A 13,050-nucleotide genomic window follows, 5' to 3' on the forward strand; every position below is an offset into this window, starting at 1 on the left:
TCTGAGGCCGGGGATGTCAACATATCTGGCGTTGACTTTTGGCACGCTGTTGAGTTCTCAAGGAACGGACACTTCCTTCGGACCGCCTTCCAGCGAGCCCTCCGGGCGCTTCGTTCTTTCGTGTTCCAGCTTACCAGACGTTTTCCGCCCCGTTTACCGGAGGTTTTCGCATCTGAAATCTGGTGTTAACCGCCAAGTCGCGGCGACTCGGCCAACCATAGCGGGTCACCCGCCGGAGTGCGAATCGGGGCGCTCCCGGTGTCACCCGGTCGGCGGCATGATTTGTTGCTCTCGCGAGCATATACAGCAATGGTCCCGATTCGCCAAGATGCCTGTAGAGTGCGGCGCATCGACTAAGAGGACTAGACCACTAAACGGTCGGTGAGCCGCCGGACGACGAGCCGGACTGGGTGTGGGTCTTCGCCCGGGAATGTCAGCAGATGTCCGAAGTTGACATGATTTAGGCTTCAGTCGATCGTCCTGCCGCTGCTCGCGGCCGCTCGCTGTACCGCTCACTTGGGAGGCAGAACCATGACCACTGTGACGTCGCCGCTGACCGGCAAGGTCGTCGGGCTCGCCGGCGTGCCCGACCCGGTGTTCTCCGGCGCGATGGTCGGCCCCGGCACCGCGATCGACCCGGAGCGCCGGCCGACCGAGGCGGTCGCTCCGGTGGACGGCGTCGTCGTCTCCATGCACCCGCACGCGTTCGTCGTGGTGGACGCCGAGGGCCACGGTGTACTGACCCACCTGGGGATCGACACCGTGCAGCTGAACGGCGAGGGCTTCGAGCTGCTGGTCAACAAGGGCGACACGGTGACCCGCGGTCAGGCCGTCATCAAGTGGGACCCGGCCGCCGTCGAGGCCGCGGGCAAGTCGCCCATCTCGCCGATCGTGGCGCTGGAGGCGAACGCCGACTCGCTCGGCGACCTGCGGGAGGACGGCGAGGCCGTCTCCGGCGAGGCCCTGTTCAGCTGGAGCTGACCTCTTACTTTGCACACACCCGCCCCGCAGGAGCTGTCGGGGCGGCCCGGCACACAGCGGTTCCCGGCGGGGCCGCTCCTCTCAGCGGAGACAGGTGACATGAAGAAGACGCTGCGCGGCGTGGGTGTCAGCCACGGGGTCGCGATCGGCCAGGTGCGGCACATGGGGACGGCGGTGCTGGAGCCCCCGGCCACCCAGATCCCGACCGAGGACGCCCCCCGCGAGCAGGCCCGTGCCCAGGCCGCCGTCGAGGCGGTCGCCGCGGATCTGATCGCCCGCGGCAACCTGGCCGGTGGCGAGGCGCAGGCCGTCCTGGAGGCCCAGGCGCTGATGGCTCAGGATCCGGAGCTGATGGCCGACGTGTCCCGCCGGATCGCCGTCGGCAGCAGCGCCGAGCGCGGTGTGTACGACGCCTTCGCCGCCTACCGGGCCCTGCTCGCCTCCGCCGGCGACTACCTGGCCGGGCGGGTCGCCGACCTGGACGACGTCCGCAACCGCATCGTGGCCCGGCTGCTGGGCGTGCCGATGCCGGGTGTGCCGGACAGCGACGAGCCGTACGTGCTGTTCGCGCGGGACCTGGCGCCGGCCGACACCGCGCTGCTCGACCCGACGCTGGTGCTCGGCTTCGTGACCGAGGAGGGCGGGCCGACCAGCCACAGCGCCATCCTGGCGCGGGCGTTGGGCGTGCCGGCCGTGGTCGCGCTGCCCGCTGCGACCGACGTCGCCGAGGGCACCGTCGTCGCCGTGGACGGCAGCTCCGGTGACGTGCTGCTGGACCCCTCCCAGGAGAAGCAGGACGAGCTGCGGGCGGTCGCCGCCCAGCGCAAGGCCGCGCTGGCCGCGTCCTCCGGCCCGGGGCAGACCTCCGACGGGCACCGCGTGCCGCTGCTGGCCAACGTGGGCGGCCCGGCGGACGTGCCGGCCGCGCTGGAGAACGGCGCCGAGGGCGTCGGCCTGTTCCGGACCGAGTTCCTCTTCCTGGACGACTCCGCGAAGGCGCCCACCGAGGAGAAGCAGGTCGAGGCGTACCGCAAGGTGCTGGAGGCGTTCCCGGAGGGCCGGGTCGTGGTCCGGGCGCTGGACGCGGGCGCGGACAAGCCGCTGGACTTCCTCACCCCGGCCGACGAGCCGAACCCGGCGCTGGGCGTGCGCGGTCTGCGCACCCTGCTGGAGCACCCGGAGGTGCTGCGGACGCAGCTGCGGGCGCTGGCCAGGGCCGCCGAGGGCCTGCCGGTGCACCTTGAGGTGATGGCCCCGATGGTGGCCGACCGCAAGGACGCCAAGGACTTCGCCCAGGCGTGTCGCGAGGCGGGGCTGGAGGCCAAGTTCGGCGCGATGGTGGAGATCCCGTCGGCCGCGCTGCGGGCCCGGTCGATCCTCCAGGAGGTCGAGTTCCTCTCGCTGGGGACCAACGACCTCGCGCAGTACACCTTCGCCGCCGACCGTCAGGTGGGCGCGCTGGCCCGGCTGCAGGACCCGTGGCAGCCGGCGCTGCTGGACCTGATCGCCGCGGCCGCCGAGGCGGCGCAGGCCACCGGCAAGAGCTGCGGCGTCTGCGGTGAGGCGGCCGCCGACCCGCTGCTGGCCGTGGTGCTGACCGGTCTGGGCGTCACCAGCCTCTCGATGGGCTCGGCCTCGATCCCCTACGTGCGGTCGACGCTGGCCAAGTACACGCTGGCGCAGTGCCGCCGGGCGGCCGAGGCGGCCCGGGCGACGGACAGCGCCGAGGAGGCGCGGGCCGCCGCGCAGCAGGTGCTGTCGGGCGAGTAGGACAGGCGAACAGCAGGAAGGGGTGCTCCCACCGGGCCGGTGGGAGCACCCCTTCGGCGTGTCCGGTCAGGCGGGGCTCTGCCGGTCGCGGCGAAGCTGCTCGAAGAAGCGCAGGTGGTCGATGTCGTCGACGGAGCCGGGGTTGACGGCCTGCTCCAGCGGAGTGCCGGAGAGGATCCGCTTGACCGGGACCTCGATGCGCTTGCCGGTGAGGGTGTGCGGGAGGCCGCGCACCGCGATGACCTCGTCGGGGACGTGGCGCGGGGAGAGTTCGGTGCGCAGCGAGGTGCGGATGCGGCCGATCAGCCCCTCGTCGAGCTCGGCGCCGGGGGCGAGGACGACGAACAGCGGCATCCAGTAGCCGCCGTCGGGCTCCTCCAGGCCGATGACCAGGGATTCGGCGATCTCGGGGAGGCGCTCGACGACCTCGTAGATGTCCGAGGAGCCCATCCGGACGCCCTGGCGGTTGAGCGTGGAGTCGGAGCGGCCGTGGATGACGACGGTGCCGCGGGAGGTGACGGTGATCCAGTCACCGTGGCGCCAGACGCCGGGATACATGTCGAAGTAGCTGTCGTGGTACCGGGTGCCCTCGGGGTCGTTCCAGAAGCCGGTGGGCATGGACGGGATGGGCTTGGTGACGACGAGTTCGCCGACGGTGTCGGTGTGCGGGTGGCCCTGGACGTCCCAGGACTCGACGGCGGCGCCGAGGCAGGGGGCCTGGATCTCGCCGAGGTGGACGGGCAGGGTGGGAACGCCGCCGACGAAGCAGGAGCAGACGTCGGTGCCGCCGCTGACGGAGGCGAGCCAGACGTCCTCCTTGACCTCCTCGTAGATCCAGCGGAAGCCGTCGGGCGGGAGCGGGGAGCCGGTGGTGCCGATGCAGCGGACGGCGGAGAGGTCGAGGTCGCGGCCGGGGTGCAGCTCGGCCTTGCGGCTGGCGATCACGTAGGCGGCGGAGGTGCCGAGGACGGTGGCGCGGGTGCGGGCGGCGACCGACCAGAGGGCGCCGGTGTCGGGGTGGCCGGGGCTGCCGTCGTAGGTGACGATCGTGGCCCCGACCAGGAGGCCGGCCAGCAGGAAGTTCCACATCATCCAGCCGGTGGAGGTGTACCAGAGGAAGCGGTCCTGGGGGCCGAGGTCGAGGTGGAGGCCGGCCTGCTTGAGGTGTTCGAGCAGGACGCCGCCCTGGCTCTGGACGATGGCCTTGGGCAGGCCGGTGGTGCCGGAGGAGTAGAGCACCCAGAGCGGGTGGTCGAAGGGGACGGCCTCGTAGACCGGCTCGACGTCGGCGGCGACCAGGTCGTCCCAGTGCAGGGCGCCCTCGGGGGCGGGGGCGCCGAGCAGCGGGACGTGGACGACGGTGCGCAGGGTGGGGAGTTCGCGGCGCAGTTCGGCGACGACCTCGGTGCGGTCGTGGTCCTTGCCGCCGTAGTGGTAGCCGTCGACGGCGAAGAGGACGGCGGGTTCGATCTGCTGGAGGCGGTCCAGGACGCTGCGAGCGCCGAAGTCGGGGGCGCAGCTGGTCCAGATCGCGCCGACGGCGGCGGTGGCGAGGAGGGCGACGGCGGCCTGCGGGATGTTGGGCAGGTAGGCGCTGACGCGGTCGCCGGGGCCGATGCCCCGGGCGCGCAGGGCGGCGGCCAACGAGCCGACCTGGCGACGCAGTTCGGACCAGGTGAGGACGGCCGGCTGCTCGGTGGTCTCGTCGAGGTGCAGGACGGCCGGGCGGTCGGCGTTGGCCGGGTCCTCGGCGGCGCGCAGGGCGTGTTCGGCGTAGTTGAGACGGGCGCCGGGGAACCAGCGGGCGCCGGGCATGGCGGGGTCGGCGAGGACGGCCTCGGGGGCCTGGGTGAAGCGGACGTCGAACCACTGGGTGATCGCGGTCCAGAAGCGGTCGAGGTCGGCGGTGGACCAGGCGTGCAGGTCGGCGTAGCGCTGGGCGGCCTGCTGGTCGTCGGCGGCCGGGGCGAGCGGGGCGGCCGGGGCGCCGTGGTGTCCGGCGGCCCAGGCCTGGAAGGCCACCAGGCTGGTGGCTGCGGCGCGAGCGGGGTTGGGGCGCCAGAGCGGCTGGTCCTGGGGTGGGGTGCTCACGGTGGTGGTCTCCCGGCCGGTGGTGGGGACGGGAGTGCTTGTGGCAGGCCCGTCCGGTTGGGCTGTCGGTGCAGACCATGCCATGCGAGCGGCCGCCGCGCCAGGGTCCGCCCGGTGGGTGCCGGGCCGGTCAGCGGCCGGAGATCCCGCCGCCGGACTCACCGCTGAACTCGCCGCCGAACCAGGAGCGGGAGACCCGGGTGTGGAAGGGGAAGGCGAGCGGGGTGTCGGGGGCGGCGAGCTGCCAGCCGTCGGTCTCGTCGGTGGGGCGCGAGGGCGGGAGGTCGGCGAGCGGACGGGCCGGGAGCAGGCCGAAGAGGCAGAGGAAGCCGCCCCTGGCGTCGGAGTCGGTGGCGACCAGGGTGATGTCGGCGGCGTCCGCCAGGATGCCGGTCTCCTCGCGCAGTTCGCGCACGCACGCCTGCTGCCAGCTCTCGCCGTAGTCCACGTAGCCGCCGGGGAAGGCGAGTTGGCCGTAGCCGGGCTCGATGGTGCGGCGGATGACGACGAGGGTGGGGTCGGCGTCGGGGCGGGTGACCGGGAGGAGGGTGACCACGACGGGCAGCGGGTTGCGGTAGCTGATCTCGGCGCAACCGGGGCAGGTGCGGGGCCAGTGGTCGGTGCCGGCCGGGTAGGGCGTGCCGCAGAAGTGGCAGTGGGAGAACGGCTGGTTGACCGCGCGTGTCGGGTCGTCAGTGGTCATGGCCGGATGGTAGCCGGGTGCGCGCGGCTGCCGTCAGCGGAGCTCGCCGTCGCGGGTGGGGCGGAGCAGGGCGGGGTGCAGGAGGCTGGCGTCGCCGGCGTGGTAGGTGCGGGCCCGGGGGCCGCCGCGGGCGCCGCCGCGGGCGGTGGTGGCGCCGGTGCTCTCGACGAAGCCGGGGACGGAGAGGACCTTGCGGTGGAAGTTGCCGGGGTGGAGCTTCTCGTCCCAGACGGCCTCGTAGACGGCGCGCAGGTCGGGGATGGTGAAGTCGTAGGGCAGGAAGGCGGTGGCGAGCGGGCTGTACTCGAGTTTGGCCCGGACGCGGTCGAGGCCGTCGGCGAGGATGCGCGCGTGGTCGAAGGCGAGCGTGCGGGAGGACTGGCCGGTGGGCCCGCCGACACCACCCCCGTGGGTGTCGGCGGGCGCACCGGCGGCTCGGGGTCGGCCGCAGGGCCGTATGCCCAGGTCGAGGTCGGCGACGGGGTGCCAGGTGGCAGCTGCGGCGTCCGTGCCGGCCTGCGGGTCGGGCAGGTCGGGGGCGAAGGCGAGGTAGGCGACGGAGACGACGTGCATGCGCGGGTCTCGCTCGGGGGCGCCGTAGGTGCCGAGCTGTTCGAGGTGGACGCGGCAGAGCGCGGCCTCGACCTCGGAGCCGCCGAGCAGGCCGGTCTCCTCGGCCAGTTCGCGGGCGGCGGCCTCGTCCAGGCTCTCCTCCCCGGCGCGCAGGAAGCCACCGGGCAGGGCCCAGCAGCCCTGGTGGGGCGGGGCGCCGCGCTGGACGAGCAGGACGTGCAGGCCGCCGTGGCGCAAGGTCAGGGCGACCACGTCGACGGTGACGGCGATCGGGGCGTAGGCGCGCGGGTCGTAGACGGCGAGCCACTCCTGCTCGCTCGCGGGCGTGGTCGGGGGCGGGGTGGCCGGGTCGTCCGCTTCCATCACCGGCTCCTCTCCGCGCTCGCCGCCGTACGGGGTGCTGTCGTTCTCTGGCTGAGCACAACGTAGCGATTCCGTTCCCCGGCGGCAAATGGTTTTCCGGGTCCGCGGGGATGCCCGGCTTCTAGGCTGTGACCAGGAACGACCGCGCCCGAGGAGGCCCCATGCCCACTGCTCCCCCGCCGGACTTCGCCGCGGCGCTGGCGGCCGGTCCGCTGGTGCTGGACGGCGGGATGTCGAACCAGCTGGCGGCGGCCGGGCACGACCTCCTCGACGAGCTGTGGTCGGCGCGGCTGCTGGCGGACGCGCCGGAGGCGGTGGTGGCGGCGCACCGGGCGTACTTCGCGGCCGGTGCGGACGTCGCCATCACGGCGAGCTACCAGGCGAGCTTCGAGGGCTTCGCCCGGCGCGGAACGGGCCGGGCCCAGGCCGCGCGGCTGCTGGCGCGCAGCGTGGAGCTGGCCCGGGAGGCGGCGCGGGCCGAGCCGGGCGGGCGGCGGCGCTGGGTGGCGGCGTCGGTGGGGCCGTACGGGGCGGTGCTGGCGGACGGTTCGGAGTACCGGGGCCGGTACGGGCTGAGCACCGCGGAACTGGTGGCCTTCCACCGGCCGCGACTGGAGGCGCTGGCGGCGGCCGGGCCGGACGTGCTGGCGCTGGAGACGGTGCCGGACGCGGACGAGGCGCGGGCGCTGCTGGAGCTGGTGCGCGAGCTGGGCGTGCCGGCCTGGCTGTCGTTCAGCGTGGCGGGCGACCGGACCGGGGCGGGCCAGCCGCTGGCGGAGGCGTTCGCGCTGGCGGCCGAGGTGGACGAGGTGCTGGCGGTGGGCGTGAACTGCTGCACCCCGCAGGACGCGGACCGGGCGGTGGCGCTGGCGGCCGAGGTGACCGGCAAGCCGGTGGTGGTGTACCCGAACAGCGGGGAGGAGTGGGACGCCGCGCGCCGGGACTGGCGCGGCGAGCCGACGTTCCGCTCGGCCCGGGTGGGCGGCTGGCTGGCGGGCGGCGCACGGCTGGTGGGCGGCTGCTGCCGGGTGGGGCCGGACGGGATCGCCGCGCTGGCGGCGGAGGTCGCGGTGCGGCGGGGGCGCTCGAACGGCGTCGAGGAGTGAGGGACGTCCGGGGGTGAGCGGCGCGGCGGGTCGGCGGGCGGGCGGAGGTTAACAAACGGCCGAGCGCGGGTTACCGAGGGGGAAGGTGCACGGACCGGCGACGGCCTGGCAGACTCGTCCCGTTACCACCGCGGTCGACAATGTCGACCGCCTGTCAGCGCGGAGGTCCCCATGCCCGGCCCGATCCAGTCGCTCTCCCGGGCCGCCGCGATCTTGCGCCTGCTGGCCGGCGGTGAGCGCCGCCTGGGCCTGTCCGAGGTCGCGACGTCGCTGGACCTCGCCAAGGGCACCGCGCACGGCATCCTGCGCACGCTCCAGCAGGAGGGGTTCGTCGAGCAGGACCCGGAGAGCGGCAAGTACCAGCTGGGCGCCGAACTGCTGCGGCTGGGGCAGAGCTACCTGGACGTGCACGAGCTGCGGGCACGGGCGCTGGTCTGGGCGGACGACCTGGCCCGGGCGGCCGGCGAGACCGTCTACCTGGGGGTGCTGCACCAGCAGGGCGTGCTGGTCGTGCACCACGTCTTCCGGCCGGACGACACCCGGCAGGTGCTGGAGGTCGGCTCGATGCAGCCGCTGCACAGCACCGCTCTGGGCAAGGTGCTGGTGGCCTACGACCCGGTCGCGCGCGGCGAGTTGGGCGACGGGCCGTACGAGTCGTACACCCTGCGGACGCTGACCGAGGCGGCCGACGTGGACGCCGAGTGCGCGCTGATCCGCGAGCGCGGCTGGACGGACTCGATCGAGGAGACCTGGGAGGGCGTGGCCTCGATCGGCGCGCTGATCCAGGACCGGCGGCGCAACCCGGTGGGCGCGGTGTGCATCAGCGGCCCGGTGGAGCGGGTCTGCGAGGACGGCTTCGTGAAGCCGTCGCTGGTGGCCTCGGTGCGCAGCGCGGCACGGGCGATCTCCCGCGATCTGGGCGCCGGGCGCTTCTGAAACCCGAGGCCGCACCGGCGGCCACATCGTCACGCTGAGGCGCGGACGGGCATCGGCCTGTCCGCGCCTTGGCGTTTTGCCCTGGTTTGGCCCGCTCCGCTGGGTAACTTCGGGGGAAGGGTCACAGCTCCGTAACCCTGCCTTGACGTGAGGGCAACCAGGGGAGGAAGCTTCCGCATAACGGTCGACATTGTCGAACGATGGCCGGGAAGATCACTCCCCCGATGCGCTCACCCGCACAACGATCGGCCGGCCGCCCCCACCCACACCTCCGGGCCATATGGACAAGGGAGTCTTTGTGTCCGCGTTCTCCAACGGCGACGTCTTCGTCGGCGAAACCCTCGGCACCGCCGCCCTGATACTTCTCGGTGGCGGCGTCTGCGCCGCCGTGACCCTCAAGAAGTCGAAGGCCCTCAACGCCGGCTGGCTGGCGATCACCTTCGGCTGGGGCTTCGCGGTCCTGATCGCCGCGTACATCTCGGCTCCGAAGTCCGGCGCCCACCTCAACCCGGCCGTCACCGTCGCGCTCGCCATCAAGAGCGGTGACTGGAGCCAGGTGCCGCTCTACCTCGGCTCCCAGTTCCTCGGCGCGATGATCGGCGCCGTGCTGGTCTGGCTCACCTACCTCGGCCAGTTCCAGGCCAACGAGGAGCCCACCCTCGGCATCTTCTCGACCGGGCCCGAGATCCGGAACCCGATCCAGAACGTCGTCACCGAGGTCATCGGCACCTTCATCCTCTGCATGGCGATCCTCACCCTCGGCAAGAACGACGGTCTGGCCGCCGGCGGCCTCAGCACCCTGATCGTGGCCCTCACGGTCGTCGGCATCGGCCTCTCACTGGGCGGCCCCACCGGCTACGCGATCAACCCGGTCCGCGACCTCGGCCCGCGCATCGTGCACTCGCTGCTGCCCATCCCGAACAAGGGCGGCTCCGACTGGTCGTACGCCTGGGTGCCGGTCGTCGGCCCGCTGATCGGCGGCGCACTGGCCGGCGGTCTGTACAACGCGATGTTCTGACGGGCCGGGTTCGAACCCGCCGAGCACGGGGACCGACCACTGTGTCGGGCCCACCCACCCCGTAACCCCCGAATCCTGAGCCGAGGACCCTCTGATGACCTCCACTGGCAACTACATCGCCGCGATCGACCAGGGCACCACCTCCAGCCGTTGCATCATCTTCGGCGCCGACGGCCGGATCGTCGCCGTCGACCAGCAGGAGCACCGGCAGATCTTCCCGCAGCCCGGCTACGTCGAGCACGACGCCGCCGAGATCTGGACCCGGGTGCAGTCGGTCGTCCGCGGCGCGCTGGAGAAGGCCGGCCTGACCAAGGACGACATCCGCGCGATCGGCATCACCAACCAGCGCGAGACCACCGTCCTGTGGGACAAGAACACCGGCGAGCCGGTCCACAACGCGCTGGTGTGGCAGGACACCCGCACCGAGGGCCTCTGCCGCGAGCTCGGCCGCAACGTCGGCCAGGACCGCTTCCGCCGCGAGACCGGCCTCCCGCTCGCCAGCTACTTCGCCGGCCCGAAGATCCGCTGGCTGCTGGACAACGTCGAGGGCCTGCGCGAGCGCGCCGAGGCCGGCGACATCCTGTTCGGCACCATGGACACCTGGGTGATCTGGAACCTCACCGGCGGTGTCAACGGCGGCAAGCACGTCACCGACGTCACCAACGCCAGCCGCACCATGCTGATGAACCTGCACACCCTGCAGTGGGACGAGAAGATCGCCGAATCGATCGGCGTGCCGATGGCCGTCCTGCCGGAGATCCGCTCCTCCGCCGAGGTCTACGGCGAGGCCGTCGGCGACCTGGCCGGCGTCCCGGTCGCCTCCGCGCTCGGCGACCAGCAGGCCGCGCTGTTCGGCCAGACCTGCTTCGACGAGGGCGAGGCCAAGTCCACCTACGGCACCGGCACCTTCCTGCTGCTCAACACCGGCGAGAAGATCGTCAACTCGTACCACGGCCTGCTGACCACCGTCGGCTACCGGATCGGCGACCAGGCCCCGGTCTACGCCCTGGAAGGCTCAATCGCCGTCACCGGCTCGCTCGTCCAGTGGCTGCGCGACCAGCTCGGCATCATCTCCACCGCCGCCGAGATCGAGACCCTCGCCAACACCGTCGAGGACAACGGCGGCGCCTACTTCGTCCCGGCCTTCTCCGGCCTGTTCGCCCCGTACTGGCGTTCCGACGCCCGCGGCGTGATCGCCGGCCTGACCCGGTACGTCACCAAGGGCCACCTGGCCCGGGCCGTCCTGGAGGCCACCGCCTGGCAGACCCGCGAGGTCGTCGACGCCATGCAGAAGGACTCCGGCGTCGAGCTCACCGCCCTCAAGGTCGACGGCGGCATGACCAGCAACAACCTGCTCATGCAGAACATCGCCGACGTCCTGGACGCCCCGGTCGAGCGCCCGTACGTGGCCGAGACCACCGCCCTCGGCGCCGCCTACGCGGCCGGACTCGCCGTCGGCTTCTGGAACGACCTCGACACCCTGCGGGCCAACTGGCACCGCGCCGCCGAATGGACCCCGCGCATGGACGAGGCCACCCGGGAGCGCGAGTACAAGAAGTGGCTCAAGGCCGTGGAGCGCACCATGGGGTGGGTGGAGGAAGAAGAGACCGACTGACCGACAAGCCGGTCGGGGCCCCGAGCCCCGACCGGCCGCCCGCCGTTCCGGCAGCGGGTGTCACCGCGTTTCACCGGCCCGCCGCACCGGGCCGACCGGCCTCTCAGCAGAGGCCGCACCGCACACGAGAGGAGTAACGGCGCCGCCTGACCCGCGCGCCGTACACAACCACCATGGCAACCATCCCGACCCTGGGCGCCGAGCGCACCGCCGGCCACACCGCCTCCCGCGCCGAGACCCGTGAGCTGCTCGGCAAGGCCACCTACGACCTGCTGGTGATCGGGGGCGGCATCCTCGGCACGGCCGTCGCCTGGACCGCCTCCCAGGCCGGACTCAAGGTCGCCATGGTCGACGGCGGCGACTTCGCCGGCGCCACCTCCAGCGCTTCCTCCAAGCTCGTCCACGGCGGTCTGCGCTACCTGCAGACCGGCGCGGTCAAGCTCGTCGCCGAGAACCACAAGGAGCGCCGCGCGCTCGCCACCGACGTCGCGCCGCACCTGGTCAACCCGCTGACCTTCTTCGTGCCGGTCTACAAGGGCGGCCCGCACAGCGCGCCCAAGCTCGGCGCCGGCGTCTTCCTGTACTCCGCGCTGTCCGCCTTCCGTGACGGCATGGGCCGGGTCTCCACCGCCGCGCACGCCGCCCAGCAGGTGCCCGCGCTGCGCACCGAGGGACTGCGCTCGGTGGCCGTCTACGGCGACCACCAGATGAACGACTCGCGCGTCGCCGTGATGACCGTGCGCGCCGCCGTCGACGCCGGCGCCGTGGTGCTCAACCACGCCGAGGTCACCGGCCTGCGCTTCACCGCCGGCCGGGTCACCGGCGCCGAGCTGCGCGACCGCCTGGACGGCACCGAGTTCGGCATCGACGCCCGCCTGGTGCTCAACGCCACCGGCCCGTGGGTGGACCACCTGCGCAAGATGGAGGACGCCGGCGCCGCGCCGTCGATCCGCCTCTCCAAGGGCGCGCACGTCGTCGTCAAGCGCCGCTCGCCGTGGCGCGCCGCGCTGACCATCCCGATCGACAAGTACCGCGTCTCCTTCGCCATCCCGTGGGAGGACCACGTCCTGCTCGGCACCACCGACGAGGAGTACACCGGCGACCCGAAGGACGTCCGGGCCACCGAGGCGGACATCGACCAGATCATGGGCGAGGCCGCGCACGCCATCCGTGACGAGCACCTCGACCGCGACCTGATCACCTACTCCTTCGCCGGCCTGCGGGTGCTGCCCGGCGGCCCGGGCGACACCGCCGCCGCCAAGCGCGAGACGGTCGTCACCGAGGGCAAGGGCGGCATGCTGTCGGTCGCCGGCGGCAAGTGGACCACCTACCGCCACATCGGCCGCACCGTGCTGGAGAAGCTGGCGCACGTGCCCGGCACCAGCCTCGGCGAGGACATGTCCCCGATCGCGGCGACCGTGCCGCTGCCGGGCGTCGGCGCGCCGAACGCCGTCGCGCACCGGCTGCTGATCGACCGCGACCCGGGCTCCCGGATGGAGCCGCTGGTGGCCAAGCACCTGGCCAGCCACTACGGCACACTGTCCTTCGAGATCGCCCGCATGATCGACGAGAACCCGGAGCTGGGCCGGCCGATCCACGAGGACGGCCCGGACGTCTGGGCGCAGGTCGCCTACGCGGCCGACAGCGAGTGGGCGTACACGGCGGACGACGTGCTGCGGCGCCGCACCACGATGACCGTGCGCGGGCTGGACACGCCGGAGATCCGGGACGAGGTCGAGGCCTTCCTCGCGAAGCGCGGAACCAAGTAAGCACAGCCTCGCGAAGCGCGGAACCAAGTAAGCACAGCCTCGCGAAGCGCGGAACCAAGTAAGCACAGCCAGCTGGGCAGAGCCTCGCGAAGGGCGGGCACCCGGGTTCTCCGGGTGCCCGCCCT

General features: G+C 72.8%; 10 protein-coding genes. 7 read left to right on the forward strand and 3 right to left on the reverse strand.

Annotated features, from left to right (window positions below; all coding sequences use genetic code 11):
- Positions 1–531 precede the first annotated feature (531 nt).
- Together AB0O82_RS28795 and ptsP are read left to right on the forward strand one after the other, a co-directional pair.
- The gene (locus AB0O82_RS28795; protein ID WP_363586840.1) at positions 532–981 is read left to right on the forward strand and encodes a PTS glucose transporter subunit IIA; all 450 of its coding nucleotides are present in this window, start codon (positions 532–534) and stop codon (positions 979–981) included.
- A gap of 99 nt (positions 982–1,080) precedes the next feature.
- Positions 1,081–2,751 (forward strand): phosphoenolpyruvate--protein phosphotransferase, encoded by a 1,671-nt coding sequence (gene ptsP, locus AB0O82_RS28800; RefSeq protein WP_363586841.1) that lies wholly within the window; start codon positions 1,081–1,083, stop codon positions 2,749–2,751.
- A gap of 66 nt (positions 2,752–2,817) precedes the next feature.
- Here ptsP and AB0O82_RS28805 read toward each other — a convergent pair whose 3' ends face one another.
- From AB0O82_RS28805 to AB0O82_RS28815, 3 genes are all read right to left on the reverse strand, one after another.
- Positions 2,818–4,842: an acetoacetate--CoA ligase gene (locus tag AB0O82_RS28805; protein ID WP_363586842.1), complete on the reverse strand. Its 2,025-nt coding sequence runs from the start codon at positions 4,840–4,842 to the stop codon at positions 2,818–2,820.
- Positions 4,843–4,972: 130 nt separating this feature from the next.
- Complete coding sequence (locus tag AB0O82_RS28810; protein WP_363586843.1) at positions 4,973–5,545, reverse strand: NUDIX domain-containing protein; 573 nt, start codon at positions 5,543–5,545, stop codon at positions 4,973–4,975.
- Between the two features lie 33 nt (positions 5,546–5,578).
- Positions 5,579–6,481 (reverse strand): NUDIX domain-containing protein, encoded by a 903-nt coding sequence (locus AB0O82_RS28815; RefSeq protein WP_363586844.1) that lies wholly within the window; start codon positions 6,479–6,481, stop codon positions 5,579–5,581.
- Positions 6,482–6,642: 161 nt separating this feature from the next.
- Between AB0O82_RS28815 and mmuM the strand changes: the two genes are divergently transcribed.
- From mmuM to AB0O82_RS28840, 5 genes are all read left to right on the forward strand, one after another.
- Positions 6,643–7,587, forward strand: a complete 945-nt coding sequence (mmuM, locus tag AB0O82_RS28820; RefSeq protein ID WP_363586845.1) for a homocysteine S-methyltransferase — start codon at positions 6,643–6,645, stop codon at positions 7,585–7,587.
- A gap of 171 nt (positions 7,588–7,758) precedes the next feature.
- Positions 7,759–8,523, forward strand: a complete 765-nt coding sequence (locus tag AB0O82_RS28825; protein WP_363586846.1) for an IclR family transcriptional regulator — start codon at positions 7,759–7,761, stop codon at positions 8,521–8,523.
- Positions 8,524–8,821: 298 nt separating this feature from the next.
- Positions 8,822–9,541, forward strand: coding sequence for an MIP/aquaporin family protein (locus tag AB0O82_RS28830; RefSeq protein ID WP_363586847.1), 720 nt, complete (start codon positions 8,822–8,824; stop codon positions 9,539–9,541).
- 94 nt (positions 9,542–9,635) lie between these two features.
- Positions 9,636–11,156 carry a glycerol kinase GlpK gene (glpK, locus tag AB0O82_RS28835; RefSeq protein ID WP_363586848.1) on the forward strand — a complete coding sequence of 507 codons (1,521 nt, stop codon included), beginning with the start codon at positions 9,636–9,638 and terminating at the stop codon, positions 11,154–11,156.
- Positions 11,157–11,329: 173 nt separating this feature from the next.
- Positions 11,330–12,925, forward strand: coding sequence for a glycerol-3-phosphate dehydrogenase/oxidase (locus AB0O82_RS28840; protein ID WP_363586849.1), 1,596 nt, complete (start codon positions 11,330–11,332; stop codon positions 12,923–12,925).
- Positions 12,926–13,050 lie beyond the last annotated feature (125 nt).

Source organism: Kitasatospora sp. NPDC088264 (assembly GCF_040685715.1).
GTDB lineage: Bacteria > Actinomycetota > Actinomycetes > Streptomycetales > Streptomycetaceae > Kitasatospora.